Raw genomic sequence first — 18,622 nt, 5'->3', positions numbered from 1 at the left:
TGGAGCAGCGTACGTTTTCGTCTTGTTTAGTTTTGAAGGATCATTCCTTCAAAACATGTCTCTAGCGAGACAGGATTGTTCTTTGAAAACTAGATAACAATAAGTAATACATTCACATTGAATGCAATGCAAAGTTCATCACACATAGTGATTCTTTCTAAAGTAAGAAATGGTTAAGTTAGAAAGGGCGCACGGTGGATGCCTTGGCACTAGGAGCCGATGAAGGACGGGACGAACACCGATATGCTTCGGGGAGCTGTAAGCAAGCTTTGATCCGGAGATTTCCGAATGGGGAAACCCACTGCTCGTAATGGAGTAGTATCCATACTTGAATACATAGAGTATGAGAAGGCATACCCGGGGAACTGAAACATCTAAGTACCCGGAGGAAGAGAAAGCAAATGCGATTCCCTGAGTAGCGGCGAGCGAAACGGGAACAGCCCAAACCAAGAGGCTTGCCTCTTGGGGTTGTAGGACACTCTATACGGAGTTACAAAGGAATGATATAAGCGAAGAGGTCTGGAAAGGCCCGCCAAAGAAGGTAACAGCCCTGTAACTGAAATGTCATTCTCTCCAGAGTGGATCCTGAGTACGGCGGAACACGTGAAATTCCGTCGGAATCCGGGAGGACCATCTCCCAAGGCTAAATACTCCCTAGTGACCGATAGTGAACCAGTACCGTGAGGGAAAGGTGAAAAGCACCCCGGAAGGGGAGTGAAATAGATCCTGAAACCGTGTGCCTACAAGTAGTCAGAGCCCGTTAACGGGTGATGGCGTGCCTTTTGTAGAATGAACCGGCGAGTTACGATCCCGTGCAAGGTTAAGCAGAAGATGCGGAGCCGCAGCGAAAGCGAGTCTGAATAGGGCGCATGAGTACGTGGTCGTAGACCCGAAACCAGGTGATCTACCCATGTCCAGGGTGAAGTTCAGGTAACACTGAATGGAGGCCCGAACCCACGCACGTTGAAAAGTGCGGGGATGAGGTGTGGGTAGGGGTGAAATGCCAATCGAACCTGGAGATAGCTGGTTCTCTCCGAAATAGCTTTAGGGCTAGCCTCAAGGTAAGAGTCTCGGAGGTAGAGCACTGATTGGACTAGGGGCCCCTACCGGGTTACCGAATTCAGTCAAACTCCGAATGCCGATGACTTATCCTTGGGAGTCAGACTGCGAGTGATAAGATCCGTAGTCGAAAGGGAAACAGCCCAGACCGCCAGCTAAGGTCCCAAAGTATACGTTAAGTGGAAAAGGATGTGGAGTTGCTTAGACAACCAGGATGTTGGCTTAGAAGCAGCCACCATTTAAAGAGTGCGTAATAGCTCACTGGTCGAGTGACTCTGCGCCGAAAATGTACCGGGGCTAAACGTATCACCGAAGCTGCGGACTGTTCTTACGAACAGTGGTAGGAGAGCGTTCTAAGGGCTGTGAAGCCAGACCGGAAGGACTGGTGGAGCGCTTAGAAGTGAGAATGCCGGTATGAGTAGCGAAAGACGGGTGAGAATCCCGTCCACCGAATGCCTAAGGTTTCCTGAGGAAGGCTCGTCCGCTCAGGGTTAGTCGGGACCTAAGCCGAGGCCGAAAGGCGTAGGCGATGGACAACAGGTTGATATTCCTGTACCACCTCCTCACCATTTGAGCAATGGGGGGACGCAGGAGGATAGGGTAAGCGCGGTATTGGATATCCGCGTCCAAGCAGTTAGGCTGGGAAATAGGCAAATCCGTTTCCCGTAAAGGCTGAGCTGTGATGGCGAGCGAAATTTAGTAGCGAAGTTCCTGATTCCACACTGCCAAGAAAAGCCTCTAGCGAGGTGAGAGGTGCCCGTACCGCAAACCGACACAGGTAGGCGAGGAGAGAATCCTAAGGTGATCGAGAGAACTCTCGTTAAGGAACTCGGCAAAATGACCCCGTAACTTCGGGAGAAGGGGTGCTTCTTAGGGTGTTAAAGCCCCGAGAAGCCGCAGTGAATAGGCCCAGGCGACTGTTTAGCAAAAACACAGGTCTCTGCGAAGCCGTAAGGCGAAGTATAGGGGCTGACGCCTGCCCGGTGCTGGAAGGTTAAGAGGAGCGCTTAGCGTAAGCGAAGGTGCGAATTGAAGCCCCAGTAAACGGCGGCCGTAACTATAACGGTCCTAAGGTAGCGAAATTCCTTGTCGGGTAAGTTCCGACCCGCACGAAAGGCGCAACGATCTGGGCACTGTCTCAACGAGAGACTCGGTGAAATTATAGTACCTGTGAAGATGCAGGTTACCCGCGACAGGACGGAAAGACCCCGTGGAGCTTTACTGCAGCCTGATATTGAATGTTGGTACAGCTTGTACAGGATAGGTAGGAGCCTTGGAAACCGGAGCGCTAGCTTCGGTGGAGGCATCGGTGGGATACTACCCTGGCTGTATTGACCTTCTAACCCGCTGCCCTTATCGGGCAGGGAGACAGTGTCAGGTGGGCAGTTTGACTGGGGCGGTCGCCTCCTAAAATGTAACGGAGGCGCCCAAAGGTTCCCTCAGAATGGTTGGAAATCATTCGCAGAGTGTAAAGGCACAAGGGAGCTTGACTGCGAGACCTACAAGTCGAGCAGGGACGAAAGTCGGGCTTAGTGATCCGGTGGTTCCGCATGGAAGGGCCATCGCTCAACGGATAAAAGCTACCCCGGGGATAACAGGCTTATCTCCCCCAAGAGTCCACATCGACGGGGAGGTTTGGCACCTCGATGTCGGCTCATCGCATCCTGGGGCTGTAGTCGGTCCCAAGGGTTGGGCTGTTCGCCCATTAAAGCGGTACGCGAGCTGGGTTCAGAACGTCGTGAGACAGTTCGGTCCCTATCCGTCGCGGGCGCAGGAAATTTGAGAGGAGCTGTCCTTAGTACGAGAGGACCGGGATGGACGCACCGCTGGTGTACCAGTTGTTCTGCCAAGGGCATCGCTGGGTAGCTATGTGCGGACGGGATAAGTGCTGAAAGCATCTAAGCATGAAGCCCCCCTCAAGATGAGATTTCCCATTCCGCAAGGAAGTAAGATCCCTGAAAGATGATCAGGTTGATAGGTCTGAGGTGGAAGCGTGGTGACACGTGGAGCTGACAGATACTAATAGATCGAGGACTTAACCTATATTCTAATGTGAAGTTTGAACATTGTTATCTAGTTTTGAGAGAACATTCTCTCCATCAGGTTTGGTGGCGATAGCGAAGAGGTCACACCCGTTCCCATACCGAACACGGAAGTTAAGCTCTTCAGCGCCGATGGTAGTTGGGGGTTTCCCCCTGTGAGAGTAGGACGCCGCCAAGCTTCTATAAGGATCAGTTCCATTCGGAACTGGTCTTTTTTGTTTTTTTGGGAGGTTTGGCACCATATAAATGTGGAAATAATATTGTTAGTTGAGCGATTATCTTGAAAAATCGATCGAAAAAATTTATAGTAAGATTAAAGTCAAATATAGTCAAAGTCAATGGAGGAGGAGGCGGAGTGGCACAAAATATTTCTGATATCATCGAGCAGTATTTGAAGGAAGTCCTGGATCAGAACGGTCGAGAAATATTAGAAATTAAACGCAATGAAATTGCAGATAAGTTTCAATGCGTACCTTCACAAATTAACTATGTTATCAATACACGCTTTACGAGCGAGAGAGGCTATATCGTTGAAAGTAAGCGTGGCGGCGGTGGCTATATCCGCATCATTAAAGTCAAAATGAATGATGAAGTCGACTTATTGAACAATATTATTTCCCAAATATATCATCGTTTATCACAGGCTGCATCTGATCATATCATCATGCGTCTTGTTGAAAATAACATTTTATCTGAAAGAGAAGCTAAGATGATGATTAGTGTCATGGACCGTTCTGTATTGCATATCGATTTACCTGAACGAGATGAACTGCGGGCTCGGATGATGAAAGCGATGTTAAATGCTTTGAAATTAAAGTAAAGCGGGTGAAAAGATTGATTTGTCAAGAATGTAATGAGAGACCAGCCACTTTTCACTTTACGAAAGTTATAAATGGAGAAAAACAAGAAATGCACATATGTGAACAATGTGCAAAAGAAAACAGTGATTCATATGCTATGAGTGGAAACCAAGGTTTCTCGATTCACAACTTATTATCAGGCTTATTGAATATTGATCCTAGCTTCACCACAAGTGCTAACAAGGGCTCGTCTATTTTTCAAGAAGCGAAAGAAGTGGATCAATGTCCTAAGTGTGGCTTAACCTTTCAGCAGTTCAGAAAAACAGGCCGTTTTGGCTGTGCAGAATGCTATCGTACATTTGATCAGTATCTGAACCCTGTTTTACGGAAAGTCCATAGTGGAAATACAGTCCATAATGGAAAAGTCCCTAAACGAATTGCCGGCAGCCTGCATGTCCGCCGGAAACTTGAGTTAATGCAGCAAGAGCTGAAGCAGCTGATTGAACAGGAAGAGTTCGAAAAAGCAGCGGAAGTTCGAGATCAAATTCGTGCATTAGAGCATGAGCAATCTCAGCAGAGGGAGGGAGATTAACGACATGTCGCTCCAGCATTTTATTCAAGACGCTTTAAGTCAGTGGATGAAACAAAAAGGACCAGAAAGTGACATTGTTCTAAGCAGTCGTATCCGGCTAGCGCGCAATCTAGAGCATGTTCGTTTCCCAACTCAGTTTTCTCAAGAAGAAGCTGAAGCTGTTCTCCAGCAATTCGAACAAAAGTTTGCTAGCCAGGAAGTGAAGGACATTGGAAACTTTGTTTTGATTCGAATGAATGAAACGCAGCCTTTAGCAAAGAGGGTACTTGTTGAAAAGCACTTGATTAGCCCAAATTTAGCTGAATCAAGATTTGGCGGCTGCTTGCTTTCTGAAAATGAAGAAATCAGTGTGATGCTGAATGAAGAAGACCATATTCGGATCCAGTGCTTATTCCCAGGTTTTCAACTAGCCAATGCACTAAAAGCGGCTAATCAGGTAGATGACTGGATTGAAGAGCAAGTGGATTACGCGTTTTCTGAAAAGCGAGGATACTTAACAAGTTGTCCGACCAATGTAGGTACAGGTATTAGGGCTTCGGTCATGATGCATTTACCGGCATTAGCGCTCACAAGACAAATGAATCGCATTATTCCCGCAATTAATCAATTAGGTCTTGTGGTCAGAGGAATTTATGGTGAGGGCAGCGAAGCAATAGGGAACATCTTTCAAATTTCAAATCAAATGACACTTGGTCAATCAGAAGAAGACATTGTAGATGACTTGAATAGTGTGACCGCTCAGCTCATTGAACAAGAGCGATCTGCACGAAAAGCATTATATCAAACATCTAAAATTGAACTTGAGGACAGAGTGTACCGTTCCTTAGGAATTTTGGCCAATTGTCGTATGATTGAATCAAAGGAAACAGCAAAGTGTTTGTCAGATGTGCGGCTTGGAATTGATTTAGGTATCATTAAGGGGCTTTCAAGTAATATACTGAATGAACTCATGATTTTGACCCAGCCTGGCTTCCTTCAACAATATTCAGGAGGAGCCTTGGAGCCAAATGAACGAGATATAAAACGAGCAGCGATCATAAGAGAAAGGTTGCGCTTAGAAATGCATAGGAATGGACAGGAGGATGAAACGATATGATGTTTGGAAGATTCACTGAAAGAGCTCAAAAGGTATTAGCACTTGCACAAGAAGAAGCCATTCGCCTAGGCCATAAGAATATTGGTACTGAGCACATTTTACTTGGCCTTGTACGTGAAGGTGAGGGCATCGCTGCCAAAGCGTTAGAAGCACTGGGCCTTGTTTCAGATAAAATCCAAAAAGAAGTCGAAAGCTTGATTGGAAGAGGGCAAGAGGTGTCTCAAGCTATTCCTCATTATACGCCTAGAGCGAAGAAGGTTACTGAGCTTTCAATGGATGAAGCAAGAAAGCTAGGTCATTCCTATGTAGGGACAGAACATATTCTATTAGGTCTTATTCGCGAGGGAGAGGGTGTCGCTGCCCGTGTCTTAAATAACCTCGGAGTGAGCTTAAATAAAGCACGCCAGCAAGTCCTGCAGCTGCTTGGAAGCAATGAAACAGGTGCATCTGCGGCAGGCTCTAATAGCAATGCAAATACACCAACACTAGATAGCTTGGCAAGAGATTTGACAGCTATCGCAAAAGAGGACAGCTTGGACCCTGTCATTGGCCGAAGCAAAGAAATTCAACGTGTCATTGAGGTCCTAAGTAGAAGAACAAAAAATAACCCTGTGCTGATTGGTGAGCCTGGTGTTGGTAAAACAGCCATCGCAGAAGGTCTTGCACAGCAAATTATTCATAACGAAGTGCCTGAAATCCTGCGCGATAAACGAGTGATGACACTGGATATGGGAACTGTTGTAGCTGGTACGAAATATCGTGGTGAATTCGAGGATCGTTTGAAAAAAGTGATGGACGAAATTCGTCAGGCAGGAAATATCATTCTCTTTATCGATGAGCTTCATACGCTCATTGGTGCTGGTGGAGCAGAGGGTGCGATTGATGCATCTAATATCTTGAAGCCATCCTTAGCACGTGGAGAGCTTCAATGTATCGGAGCAACAACTTTAGATGAGTACCGTAAATATATTGAAAAGGATGCTGCGCTTGAACGACGTTTCCAGCCAATTCAAGTAGATCAGCCGTCTGTTGATGAAAGTATTCAAATTTTAAGAGGGCTTAGAGACCGGTATGAAGCACATCACCGTGTGTCTATTACAGATGAAGCGATTGAGGCGGCAGTGAAGCTGTCTGACCGTTATATTTCTGATCGTTTCCTTCCAGATAAGGCGATTGATTTAATTGATGAGGCAGGTTCGAAAGTCCGTTTACGTTCGTTCACAACACCGCCTAACCTAAAAGAACTAGAGCAAAAGCTGGATGAAGTACGCAAGGAAAAGGATGCGGCAGTTCAAAGTCAAGAATTTGAAAAAGCAGCTTCTCTTCGCGATACAGAGCAGCGTTTGCGTGAAAAAGTAGAAGTCACAAAGAAATCATGGAAAGAAAAGCAGGGACAAGAGAATTCAGAGGTATCTGTAGATGATATAGCAATGGTCGTTTCCAGCTGGACGGGAGTGCCTGTTTCGAAAATTGCTCAAACGGAGACAGATAAGCTTCTGAATATGGAACAATTGCTCCACTCTCGTGTGATCGGACAGGATGAAGCGGTTGTCGCTGTAGCAAAAGCGGTGAGACGTGCGCGTGCTGGTCTGAAAGATCCGAAGCGTCCAATCGGCTCCTTTATCTTCTTGGGTCCAACAGGGGTTGGTAAAACGGAACTTGCAAGAGCACTGGCTGAGTCTATTTTCGGTGATGAAGAAGCAATGATCCGTATTGATATGTCTGAATACATGGAGAAACACTCTACATCCAGACTTGTCGGATCACCTCCAGGCTATGTCGGCTATGATGAAGGTGGACAGCTGACTGAAAAAGTGAGAAGAAAACCTTATTCTGTCGTTCTATTAGACGAAATTGAAAAGGCGCATCCAGATGTATTTAATATCTTACTGCAAGTGTTAGAAGATGGTCGTCTGACTGATTCTAAAGGACGTACCGTTGACTTTAGAAATACGATTTTGATCATGACATCAAACGTTGGAGCTAGTGAGCTGAAGCGCAATAAATATGTTGGCTTTAACGTGCAGGATGAAGGTCAAAATTACAAAGATATGAAAGGCAAAGTGATGGGCGAGTTGAAACGTGCGTTTAGACCTGAGTTTATCAACCGTATTGATGAAATCATTGTCTTCCACTCGCTAGAGAAGAAACATCTAAAAGAGATCGTGTCTCTCATGTCTGATCAATTGACAAAACGATTAAAAGAACAAGACCTATCAATTGAATTGACGGAAGCAGCAAAAGCGAAGATTGCCGACGAAGGTGTAGATCTTGAGTACGGTGCGCGTCCGTTAAGAAGAGCGATTCAAAAGCATGTGGAGGATCGTCTTTCTGAGGAGCTTCTGAAGGGCAATATTGAAAAGGGTCAACATATCGTATTAGATGTGGAAGATGGAGAAATTGTCGTAAAAGCGACGGCTGCTACGAACTAATATAGTAAGAAAAAAAGTGTGAGGCATACCAGCAAGGTGTATGCCTCCCTTTACTTATTTTCTGACCAGTATAAGGAGTTGTATTCTTCAATCTATGGCTAAGACAAAATCAAAATTTATATGCCAATCATGCGGTTATGAGTCAGCCAAATGGATGGGGAAATGTCCAGGCTGCGGCACGTGGAACAGTATGACAGAAGAGGTCGTTCGCAAAGAGCCGGCAAACCGTCGAAGTGCTTTTAATCATTCTGTTCAAACCATTCAAAAACCTTCACCTATATCTGCAATTGAAACATCCGAAGAACCCCGAATTAAAACGAATTTAGAAGAATTTAACCGAGTATTAGGAAGTGGAATTGTCAAAGGCTCTCTTGTTCTCATTGGCGGAGATCCTGGGATTGGGAAGTCCACATTATTATTACAAGTATCAGCACAGCTCTCAGACAAAAATCAGAATGTGTTATACATATCTGGTGAGGAGTCCATTAAACAAACGAAGCTAAGAGCGGACCGCCTTGGCATTGAAAGCGCCTCTTTACATGTTTTGGCTGAAACCGATATGGAGTATATAACGTCTGCTATACAGGAGATGAAACCTGCTTTTGTTGTGGTGGATTCGATTCAAACCGTTTATCAAAGCGATATTACGTCAGCTCCCGGTTCGGTATCTCAAGTAAGAGAATGTACAGCGCAGCTGATGAAGATTGCCAAGACAAATGGTATTCCTATTTTTATCGTTGGTCACGTCACCAAAGAAGGCTCGATCGCAGGTCCACGCCTTTTAGAGCATATGGTGGACACAGTCCTTTATTTTGAAGGCGAGCGTCATCATACGTTTCGTATCTTACGAGCGGTCAAAAACCGATTTGGTTCAACGAATGAATTAGGAATTTTTGAAATGAGAGAGGAAGGGCTCACGGAAGTATTAAACCCATCAGAAATCTTTTTAGAAGAGCGGTCGGCAGGTGTATCTGGTTCGTGTGTTGTTGCCTCAATGGAAGGAACAAGACCCGTACTTGTTGAGATACAGGCGTTAATTTCCCCGACAAGCTTTGGGAATCCGCGAAGAATGGCCACTGGCCTTGATCATAATCGAGTATCGCTGCTCATGGCAGTTTTAGAAAAACGCGTGGGGCTGCTGCTGCAAAACCAAGATGCGTATTTAAAGGTCGCAGGCGGTGTGAAGCTTGACGAACCGGCGATTGACTTGGCTATTGCCGTCAGTATTGCATCAAGCTTTAAAGATGCAGCGCCGCATCAAGCGGATTGCTTTATAGGAGAGGTCGGTCTGACGGGAGAAGTCAGAAGAGTATCAAGAATTGAACAGCGAGTGCAGGAAGCTGCGAAACTAGGATTTAAGCGAATGTTTATTCCTCAGGCGAATATAGATGGATGGAAAAAACCGAGAGGGATTGAGTTAGTTGGTGTAGAAAATGTAGCGGAGGCACTTCGAATTTCACTAGGGGGATCATAGAAATGGAAAAAGAGAAAAAAGGAGCGAGAGAACTCGATCTCTTAGATATTGTACAGTTTGTGGCACCAGGAACACCTCTGCGGGCAGGGATTGAAAACGTCCTGAGAGCCAATACTGGCGGGCTCATTGTTGTTGGTTATAATGACAAAGTAAAGAGTGTAGTAGATGGAGGATTTCACATTAATTCTGCCTTCTCCCCAGCACATTTATATGAACTGGCGAAGATGGACGGGGCCATTATTCTTAGCGATTCTGGTCAAAAAATCTTGTATGCGAATACACAGTTGATGCCAGATGCAACCATCCATTCATCGGAAACAGGCATGAGGCATCGTACGGCTGAACGTGTAGCGAAGCAGACAGGCTGCTTAATTATTGCCATTTCTGAACGAAGGAACGTCATTACCTTATACCAAGGGAATCGTCGTTATACTCTGAAAGATATTGGCTTTATTTTAACAAAGGCCAATCAAGCCATTCAAACACTTGAGAAATATAAAACCATTTTAGATCACGCCATTTCTGCGTTAAGCGCCCTAGAATTTGAAGAGCTTGTGACCTTTGGTGATGTATTATCCGTGCTGCACCGCTACGAAATGGTACTCAGAATCAAAAATGAAATCAATATGTATATCAAAGAGCTCGGAACAGAAGGACACTTGATCCGTCTGCAGGTCAATGAGCTGATTACAGATATGGAGCAGGAAGCGGCTTTATTTATTAAAGATTACGTGAAAGAAAAGATCAAAGATCCGTATGTGCTGCTTAAACAACTTCAAGATATGTCGAGCTTTGAGCTTTTAGATGATTCCATTCTGTACAAGTTACTTGGATATCCAGCTTCTACAAATATTGACGAATATGTGTACACAAGAGGATACAGATTGCTTCATAAAATTCCTAGACTGCCAATGCCAATCGTCGAAAATGTGGTTGAAGCATTCGGTGTGCTAGATCGAATTATGGAAGCAGATGTACAAGAATTGGATGAAGTAGAAGGAATTGGAGAAGTAAGAGCGAAAAAGATAAAAAAAGGATTAAAAAGGTTACAAGAAAAACATTACATTGACCGTCAGCTTTAAGTAGAGAAATTTTTCTCTATTACGGTTAAAAATGGATGAATATGGGTATATTAATGATGGTTTTGTTTTCTGTTGCTCATGATAGGAAACTTAAACATATATTAATGTCAGATGAAGGTGGATTGACAGATGAAAAATAAAGGAGGTGAAGGTATGTTAAAAAGAATCGTTCAGGCGTTTTTTATCATTTTGGGTGCAGTTGTGGGGATTTTTATCATTCCAGAGTTATTCCTGCTTTTAAATGTAAAGGACATACCTTTCATAACAAATGCTTACTCTTCAGCACTAATAGGAGCCTTTGTGTTCTTCATCATTGGTAAATGGTGCACAGGTTATGTGGTAAATTGGGTGAAATGGATCGAGGATTCTCTATTGAAGGCGCCTCTTCCTGATCTTATATCTGGAAGTTTCGGATTAGTATTTGGACTTATTCTAGCATATCTTATTGTAAACGTGATCCCGCTAAACAATATCCCATATCATATTTTTGGTACCATTATTCCGATTTTCCTGGCTTTCTTTTTAGGATACCTTGGGTTTCAGGTAGGGTTTAAGAAGAAGGATGAAATGATAGGGCTGTTCTCCCGATCTGCAAAGGTCAGCAAGAAAAAAGGAGCGGCTGATGATGAACCTGAAATAGAAGATAAAAAGCTGAAAATTTTAGACACAAGTGTTATCATTGATGGAAGAATCGCAGATATTTGTCAAACTGGATTCTTAGAAGGCGTTATGGTCATTCCTCAATTTGTGCTCGAGGAATTACAGCATATTGCAGACTCTTCAGATGTATTAAAGAGAAATAGAGGCCGAAGAGGTCTTGATATTTTAAATCGTATTCAAAAAGAGTTGGATATCAAAGTTGAAATTTACGAAGGTGACTTCGAAGACATTCAAGAGGTTGATAGCAAGCTTGTGAAGCTCGCTAAATTAACTTCAGGTGTTGTTGTGACCAATGATTTTAATTTAAATAAAGTATGCGAACTTCAAAAAGTAGCAGTGTTAAACATCAATGATCTAGCCAATGCCGTTAAACCGGTTGTACTGCCTGGGGAAGAAATGAAGGTACAGGTCATTAAAGATGGAAAAGAGCATAACCAAGGTGTTGCTTACTTAGATGACGGTACAATGATTGTGGTCGAAGAAGGACGCAATTACATTGGAAAAGACATCGATGTGCTCGTCACAAGTGTGCTGCAGACTGCTGCTGGAAGAATGATTTTTGCGAAGCCAAAACTTCTGGAGAAGGCGCTCTAAAGGGAGAACGAACATGTATTATGAAGTAGTTATTCCGGCTGCGGGGCAGGGGAAACGAATGAAGGCCGGCCGCAATAAGCTTTTTATTGAGCTGAAAAGAATGCCGGTCATCATTCATACACTAAAGGTGTTTGACGCTCATTCACAATGCAAACGCATGATCCTGGCGATCAATGAAGAGGAGCGTCAAGACTTTGAAAGGCTACTCAAGGTACACGCTTTTCAAACGCCTGTTTCACTTGTCACTGGCGGTGAAGAACGTCAGCAAAGTGTATACGAAGGATTAAAGGCTGTGAAAGATGCGGACATCGTGCTTGTTCATGATGGAGCAAGGCCTTTTATTAAGCATACACAGATTGACTTGCTCGTTAAAGCAGCGATTGAAAAAGGCTCCGCAGTTGTAGCGGTACCAGTGAAAGACACAATCAAACGCGTTCAAGAAGGCAAAGTGGAACAAACCATTGAACGTCAGAGCTTGTGGGCAGTCCAGACCCCACAAGCTTTTCGTCATTCTATTTTAAAAGAGGCGCATGAATATGCGGAGCGGACAGGGTTCCTTGGAACAGACGATGCCAGCCTAGTTGAACAATTACATGGCGAGAATGTGTATATTGTCCAAGGAGACTATACCAATATTAAGCTGACAACACCGGATGATTTATTGGTTGCCAAGGCAATTATGGATGCGGAAAGAGGGTACTAGATCATGTTGAGAATAGGACAAGGCTTTGATGTACATCAATTAACAGAGGGAAGACCTCTGATTATCGGCGGGGTCACCATCCCTTATGAAAAGGGGCTGCTAGGGCATTCAGACGCTGACGTACTGCTTCACACAGTGGCAGATGCCTGCCTGGGTGCGATTGCTGAAGGAGATATCGGCAGACATTTCCCGGACACTGACCCTGAGTTTAAGGATGCAGATTCTTTTAAATTATTGCAGCATGTGTGGGAACTTGTGAAAGAAAAGGGCTACATACTTGTGAATATTGACTGCACCATCATGGCGCAAAAGCCAAAAATGGCACCTTACATTCAACCAATGTGTGAGAAAATTGCAGAAGCGCTTGAGGCAGATGTCACACAGGTGAATGTCAAAGCAACAACGACAGAGAAACTCGGTTTTACAGGAAGAGGCGAAGGAATTGCTTCTCAGGCAACAGTGCTTCTTCAGAAAAAGTAAAATCCATTTTGATGAGAATGAGTTTTGATGATAAAATACGTTTATAAAAAATTGGTGTCAGACAACATGATGCAGATGAAAGGAAGTTAAACTCATGGGAAATGAAGTGCGTGTTCGTTATGCACCGAGTCCAACTGGTCATTTACATATTGGGAATGCTAGAACGGCTCTTTTCAACTATTTGTTCGCACGCAGCCAAGGCGGCAAATTTATTATTCGAATCGAGGATACGGATCAAAAGCGTAATGTAGAAGGCGGGGAGGAAAGCCAGCTTCGCCACCTGCAATGGCTCGGTATTGATTGGGATGAGAGCATTGATAAAGATGGCGGTTACGGTCCTTACAGACAATCAGAGCGTAATGATATTTACAAAAAATATTATGACGAACTGTTAGAGAAGGACTTGGCGTATAAGTGCTATTGTACGGCAGAAGAGCTAGAGGCAGAGCGTGAAGCACAAATCGCCCGCAGCGAAATGCCTCGATATTCTGGTAAATGCAGTCATTTATCAAAAGAAGAAGAGGACAAGCTGATTGCTGAAGGAAGAGAGCCAAGCATCCGCTTCCGAGTACCGAAAGGAGAAATCATCAAATTTGACGACATGGTCAAGGGTGATATTTCATTTGAAACAGACGGCATTGGTGACTTTGTTATTGTGAAGAAAGATGGCACGCCAACTTATAACTTTGCAGTAGCCGTGGATGATCATTTGATGAAAATGACTCACGTTCTTCGCGGAGAAGATCATATTTCAAATACCCCTAAACAAATCATGATTTTTAATGCATTTGGCTGGGATGTTCCGCTATTCGGACATATGACGTTGATTGTGAACGAGAACCGCAAGAAATTAAGTAAACGTGATGAATCGATTATTCAATTCATCGAGCAATATAAGAATTTAGGCTATTTACCTGAAGCCCTGTTTAACTTCATTGCATTACTTGGATGGTCTCCAGTAGGCGAAGAAGAACTGTTTACAAAAGAGCAATTCATCGACATTTTCGATGTGAACCGACTTTCTAAGTCACCAGCTCTATTCGATATGCATAAACTAAAATGGGTGAACAACCAATACGTAAAAGCACTTGATCTTGATCAGGTTGTGGCACTAACACTTCCGCATCTTCAAAAGGCAGGCAAGGTAAGTGAGCAGCTGACTGAAGAAGAAAACACGTGGGTACGCAAGCTTATTTCTCTGTATCACGAACAATTAAGCTACGGAGCAGAAATTGTTGAGTTGACAGAGTTGTTCTTTAAGGAGCAAATTGAGTATAATCAAGAGGCGAAGGAAGTTCTAGCAGAGGAGCAAGTACCAGAAGTCATGGCATCTTTTGCAGGTCAGCTTGAACAGCTTGAGTCTTTCACACCTGATGAAATCAAGACTGCCATTAAAGCGGTACAAAAAGAAACAGGGCATAAAGGCAAGAAATTATTCATGCCGATTCGTGTGGCTGTCACAGGACAAACGCATGGCCCAGAACTTCCGCAAAGTATTGAATTACTAGGTAAAGATACGGTATTAAACCGCATTAAACAAATATAAGAAATCGTTGCGAGGGAGAAGTACAATGTACTCGTCCATCACAGAAAGAGTCTCCACCGGCTGAAAGAGACTTATGGGCAGATGTTGGAAATGCACCCTCAAGACCCTTGAGGAACACGTACGTTAGTATGCAAGGGCGGTACCCTCCGTTATGGGATTAAGTTGAGAAGGCTTCAAGATAAGTGGCTTTCTAAACAGAGTGGAACCGCGTTTTCAAAACGTCTCTGTCATATGGCAGAGGCGTTTTTTATTTGTCCAAAAAAAGAGAGCAAGTCCTAAGAGAGATTGATGGGGAAGAACGGGGGGAGCATGTGTTTTTCAAAATGCTGAAAGAAGATATTGATACTGTGTTTGATCAAGATCCTGCTGCTAGAAGCTATATTGAAGTAGTGCTAACCTATTCAGGGCTTCATGCGATTTGGGCTCACCGTATTGCGCACGCATTTTATAAGCGGAAGCTGTATTTTATTGCGCGGATCATTTCTCAGGTCAGCCGTTTTTTCACAGGGGTGGAGATTCACCCAGCGGCAACCATTGGCAGGCGGTTCTTCATTGATCACGGCATGGGCGTCGTGATCGGGGAAACATGTGAAATTGGAGACAACGTCACTGTTTTCCAAGGCGTGACATTAGGGGGAACAGGGAAAGAAAAGGGAAAGCGGCATCCGACCATTTTAGACGATGCCCTCATTGCGACAGGTGCCAAGGTGCTTGGTTCTATCACGGTTGGAAAAGGGTCCAAGATTGGTGCAGGGTCGGTCGTGTTAAAGGACGTCCCGGACCATTCCACTGTTGTAGGTATACCTGGGCGAGTGGTCGTTCAAAATGGAAAGAAAATCAATCGTGATCTCAATCATCAAGATTTGCCAGATCCAGTTTCCGATCGTTTTAAAGAGTTGGAACGAGAAATGGAAAAGCTAAAAGGTGAGCTGGCTTCATTGAGCAGAAAGGAAGAACAATCATGACAATCAATATTTATAATACATTGACACGTAAGAAGGAAGAATTTGTCCCGCTTGAGCCAGGAAAGGTCAAGATGTATGTGTGCGGACCAACCGTTTATAACTACATTCATATCGGGAATGCTAGACCTGCTATTGTTTATGACACTGTACGTAAGTATTTGGAATACAGCGGTTACGATGTGAACTTTGTATCAAACTTTACAGATGTGGATGATAAACTCATCAAAGCAGCCAACGAACTCGGAGAAGATGTGCCGACAATTGCTGACCGGTTTATCCAGGCCTACTTCGAAGACGTCAGTGCACTAGGATGCAAAAAAGCAGACCTTCACCCGCGAGTGACGGAAAACATGGATGATATCATTGCGTTTATTGCGACATTGATTGAAAAAGGCTACGCCTATGAAGCAGATGGCGACGTGTACTACAGCACACGCTCATTTGAAGGTTATGGGAAGCTTTCTCACCAATCAATTGATGAGCTGAAGACAGGTGCCCGTATTCGTGTAGGTGAAAAGAAACGAGATGCACTGGACTTTGCTCTTTGGAAGGCTGCAAAGGATCAGGAGATTTCTTGGGATAGCCCGTGGGGCGAAGGACGCCCAGGCTGGCACATCGAATGCTCGGCAATGGTCAAAAAATATTTAGGTGATACGATCGACATCCATGCTGGCGGACAGGATTTAACATTCCCTCACCATGAGAATGAAATTGCTCAATCTGAGGCTTTGACAGGGAAGCCTTTTGCGAAGTATTGGATGCATAACGGGTATATTAATATCGATAATGAAAAAATGTCAAAATCACTTGGCAACTTTGTGCTGGTGCATGACATTGTGAAAGAACAAGATCCTGATGTGCTCCGCTTCTTTATGTTGTCGGTTCACTATCGTCACCCAATTAACTACTCAATGGATTTATTAGAAAGTACAAAGAGTGCGTTTAACCGACTCAAGACATCGTATGCGAATTTACATCATCGTCTAGAGAGCAGCACAAATATCACGGAGGACAATGCTGAATGGCTGGCAAAAATTGAAGAGCAGCGTGCGACATTTATTTCTGAAATGAATGATGACTTCAATACGGCAAATGCGATCTCTGTTTTATTCGAATTAGCGAAACAGGCGAATTATTATATGGAAAATGATCATACTTCGGAGGAAGTGATCAAGGCATTTATCGGCTTGTTCCAAGAAATTACGTCTGTTCTTGGCTTCTCATTAGAAGAAAAGCACACGCTTGACGAAGAGGTTGAAGCGTTAATTGAAAAACGTAATGAAGCTAGAAGAAATCGTGACTTTGCCCTATCTGATCAAATACGTGATCAATTAAAGAACATGAATATTGTGTTGGAGGACACTCCTCAAGGTACTCGCTGGAAAAGAGGAGAATAGGCAATGTTGAATTTTGAAAAGCTGAAAGACGGTAAACAGCTGAACGGACTTGCGTTAGCTTATATGGGTGATGCCATTTTTGAAGTATTTGTGAGGCATCACCTCCTCCAAACGGGGGCGACAAAACCAAATGAGCTGCACAAACGAGCAAGCAAAATTGTTTCAGCTAAATCACAGGCTGCTATTTTATTTACGCTTCAGCAGCAAGGCTTTTTCACTGAAGCAGAAGAAGCGGTGCTGAAAAGAGGAAGAAACGCAAAATCAGGCACAGTGCCTAAAAATACAGACGTTCAAACGTATCGTTATAGTACAGCGTTTGAAGCGCTCATGGGTTATTTATTTATCGAAAAGCAGGACGAACGCTTAGAAGAGCTGATTGGTCAGGCGATTGAAATCGGAACGTCAGGGAGGAAGACAAATGAGTCAGCAACATGATTATGTCATTGGGAAAAATGCAGTGATTGAGACACTGAAGTCAGATCGGGAGTTATACAAGCTCTGGATGGCAGAAAACACTGTAAAAGGACAAGCCCAGCAGGTCATTGAACTCGCTAAAAAGCAAAATATCACCATTCAGTATGTTCCGAGGAAAAAGCTTGATCAAATGGTTACAGGTCAGCACCAGGGAATCGTTGCACAAGTAGCAGCATATGAATATGCAGAATTGGACGATCTGTATCAAATCGCTGAAAAGCGGAATGAGCAGCCTTTCTTTCTGATTTTAGATGAAATTGAAGACCCGCATAATTTAGGATCTATTATGCGTACAGCAGATGCTGTAGGTGCACACGGGATTGTCATTCCGAAAAGGAGAGCGGTCGGTCTAACAACAACAGTTGCTAAGGCATCCACTGGAGCAATTGAGCATATTCCTGTGGCAAAAGTGACCAATCTTTCAAGAGCCCTTGATGAAATGAAAGAAAGAGGAATCTGGGTTGCGGGAACAGATGCATCTGCTAAACAGGATTACAGACAATTTGATGGCACAATGCCGCTGGCTCTTGTGATTGGCAGTGAAGGTAAAGGAATTGGCCGATTGATTAAGGAAAAGTGTGATTTTCTGATTAAACTGCCTATGGCTGGGAAGGTTACTTCTTTAAATGCATCAGTTGCCGCTGGTCTATTGATGTATGAAGTGTATCGAAAACGTTATCCGTTAGGAGAATAGAGATGGATATCCTCTTAGTCGATGGATACAACATGATAGGTGCATGGCCTCAGCTGCAGCACTTAAAGGAAAACAGCTTTGAAGAAGCCAGAGACGTGCTGATTCAACATTTAGCAGAATATCAAGCATACACAGGGTATCGAGTCATTGTCGTATTCGATGCCCATATGGTCAAAGGAATTGAAAAAAAGCGGACCAACCACCGAGTAGAGGTCATTTTTACAAGAGAGAATGAAACAGCGGATGAGCGGATTGAAAAGCTGGCGCAGGATTTGAATAATATTCGGACGCAAATTCATGTGGCAACCTCAGATTTTACGGAACAATGGGCTATTTTTGGACAAGGAGCTCTTCGGAAGTCGGCTCGTGAGCTTTTAAGAGAGATTGAAGTGATAGAACGAAAGATTGAAACGAGGGTCAAAAAGATTACTTCTGATAAACCAGCATCTAAGATTGAATTGTCAGAAGATGTATTGAAAACGTTTGAAAAATGGCGGCGTGGGAATCTGGAATAGCTTGACGATATTTCAAC

15 protein-coding genes, 2 rRNA genes and 1 other annotated feature are annotated in these 18,622 nt (G+C 43.9%); all 17 genes read left to right on the top strand.

The annotated features are described in order from the left end of the window. Positions 1-171: 171 nt before the first annotated feature. The 17 genes from NSS92_RS13790 (at position 172) to rae1 (ending at position 18,605) form a co-directional block, all read left to right on the top strand. Positions 172-3,102 (top strand): 23S ribosomal RNA (locus NSS92_RS13790). Between the two features lie 61 nt (positions 3,103-3,163). Next, positions 3,164-3,279 (top strand): 5S ribosomal RNA (gene rrf, locus NSS92_RS13785). Between the two features lie 177 nt (positions 3,280-3,456). Further along, the gene (locus tag NSS92_RS13780; protein ID WP_003217184.1) at positions 3,457-3,921 is read left to right on the top strand and encodes a CtsR family transcriptional regulator; all 465 of its coding nucleotides are present in this window, start codon (positions 3,457-3,459) and stop codon (positions 3,919-3,921) included. Between the two features lie 14 nt (positions 3,922-3,935). Next, on the top strand, positions 3,936-4,493 hold the full coding sequence (locus NSS92_RS13775; protein WP_024425862.1) for a UvrB/UvrC motif-containing protein: 558 nt from the start codon (positions 3,936-3,938) through the stop codon (positions 4,491-4,493). 4 nt (positions 4,494-4,497) lie between these two features. Continuing rightward, on the top strand, positions 4,498-5,589 hold the full coding sequence (locus NSS92_RS13770) for a protein arginine kinase (protein ID WP_058838237.1): 1,092 nt from the start codon (positions 4,498-4,500) through the stop codon (positions 5,587-5,589). Beyond that, positions 5,586-8,021 carry an ATP-dependent protease ATP-binding subunit ClpC gene (gene clpC, locus NSS92_RS13765; protein ID WP_048240170.1) on the top strand — a complete coding sequence of 812 codons (2,436 nt, stop codon included), beginning with the start codon at positions 5,586-5,588 and terminating at the stop codon, positions 8,019-8,021. The genes NSS92_RS13770 and clpC overlap by 4 nt, the downstream gene beginning before the upstream one ends. A gap of 94 nt (positions 8,022-8,115) precedes the next feature. Further along, positions 8,116-9,495 carry a DNA repair protein RadA gene (gene radA / locus NSS92_RS13760; protein ID WP_025092231.1) on the top strand — a complete coding sequence of 460 codons (1,380 nt, stop codon included), beginning with the start codon at positions 8,116-8,118 and terminating at the stop codon, positions 9,493-9,495. Between the two features lie 2 nt (positions 9,496-9,497). Beyond that, positions 9,498-10,577, top strand: a complete 1,080-nt coding sequence (gene disA, locus NSS92_RS13755) for a DNA integrity scanning diadenylate cyclase DisA (RefSeq protein ID WP_024425581.1) — start codon at positions 9,498-9,500, stop codon at positions 10,575-10,577. Positions 10,578-10,730: 153 nt separating this feature from the next. After that, positions 10,731-11,831: a PIN/TRAM domain-containing protein gene (locus NSS92_RS13750; RefSeq protein ID WP_267588130.1), complete on the top strand. Its 1,101-nt coding sequence runs from the start codon at positions 10,731-10,733 to the stop codon at positions 11,829-11,831. A 13-nt stretch (positions 11,832-11,844) separates the two neighbouring features. Next, positions 11,845-12,534, top strand: a complete 690-nt coding sequence (gene ispD / locus NSS92_RS13745; RefSeq protein WP_034665643.1) for a 2-C-methyl-D-erythritol 4-phosphate cytidylyltransferase — start codon at positions 11,845-11,847, stop codon at positions 12,532-12,534. A 3-nt stretch (positions 12,535-12,537) separates the two neighbouring features. Beyond that, positions 12,538-13,014, top strand: a complete 477-nt coding sequence (ispF, locus tag NSS92_RS13740) for a 2-C-methyl-D-erythritol 2,4-cyclodiphosphate synthase (protein ID WP_340868634.1) — start codon at positions 12,538-12,540, stop codon at positions 13,012-13,014. 94 nt (positions 13,015-13,108) lie between these two features. Continuing rightward, positions 13,109-14,560: a glutamate--tRNA ligase gene (gene gltX, locus NSS92_RS13735; RefSeq protein ID WP_340868632.1), complete on the top strand. Its 1,452-nt coding sequence runs from the start codon at positions 13,109-13,111 to the stop codon at positions 14,558-14,560. After that, positions 14,559-14,789 (top strand) — a binding site (T-box leader). (Overlaps the previous gene by 2 nt.) Positions 14,790-14,871: 82 nt before the next feature. Next, the gene (cysE, locus tag NSS92_RS13730; RefSeq protein WP_024425585.1) at positions 14,872-15,525 is read left to right on the top strand and encodes a serine O-acetyltransferase; all 654 of its coding nucleotides are present in this window, start codon (positions 14,872-14,874) and stop codon (positions 15,523-15,525) included. Beyond that, a complete protein-coding gene (gene cysS / locus NSS92_RS13725) occupies positions 15,522-16,922 on the top strand; it encodes a cysteine--tRNA ligase (protein ID WP_034283904.1) in 1,401 nt (466 codons plus the stop codon). Before cysE ends, cysS begins: the two co-directional genes overlap by 4 nt. Positions 16,923-16,925: 3 nt before the next feature. Next, positions 16,926-17,357, top strand: a complete 432-nt coding sequence (locus NSS92_RS13720) for a Mini-ribonuclease 3 (RefSeq protein WP_340868629.1) — start codon at positions 16,926-16,928, stop codon at positions 17,355-17,357. Beyond that, positions 17,341-18,090, top strand: coding sequence for a 23S rRNA (guanosine(2251)-2'-O)-methyltransferase RlmB (gene rlmB, locus NSS92_RS13715; RefSeq protein ID WP_024425588.1), 750 nt, complete (start codon positions 17,341-17,343; stop codon positions 18,088-18,090). Before NSS92_RS13720 ends, rlmB begins: the two co-directional genes overlap by 17 nt. A 2-nt stretch (positions 18,091-18,092) precedes the next feature. Then, positions 18,093-18,605, top strand: coding sequence for a ribosome-dependent mRNA decay endonuclease Rae1/YacP (rae1, locus tag NSS92_RS13710; RefSeq protein ID WP_024425589.1), 513 nt, complete (start codon positions 18,093-18,095; stop codon positions 18,603-18,605). Positions 18,606-18,622 lie beyond the last annotated feature (17 nt).

This window comes from Bacillus sp. FSL M8-0166, from assembly GCF_038008825.1.
Taxonomy (GTDB): Bacteria; Bacillota; Bacilli; order Bacillales; family Bacillaceae; genus Bacillus; species Bacillus safensis.
The sequence above is the reverse complement of the archived record's forward strand: the minus strand, read 5'-3'. Positions and strand labels throughout refer to the sequence as shown.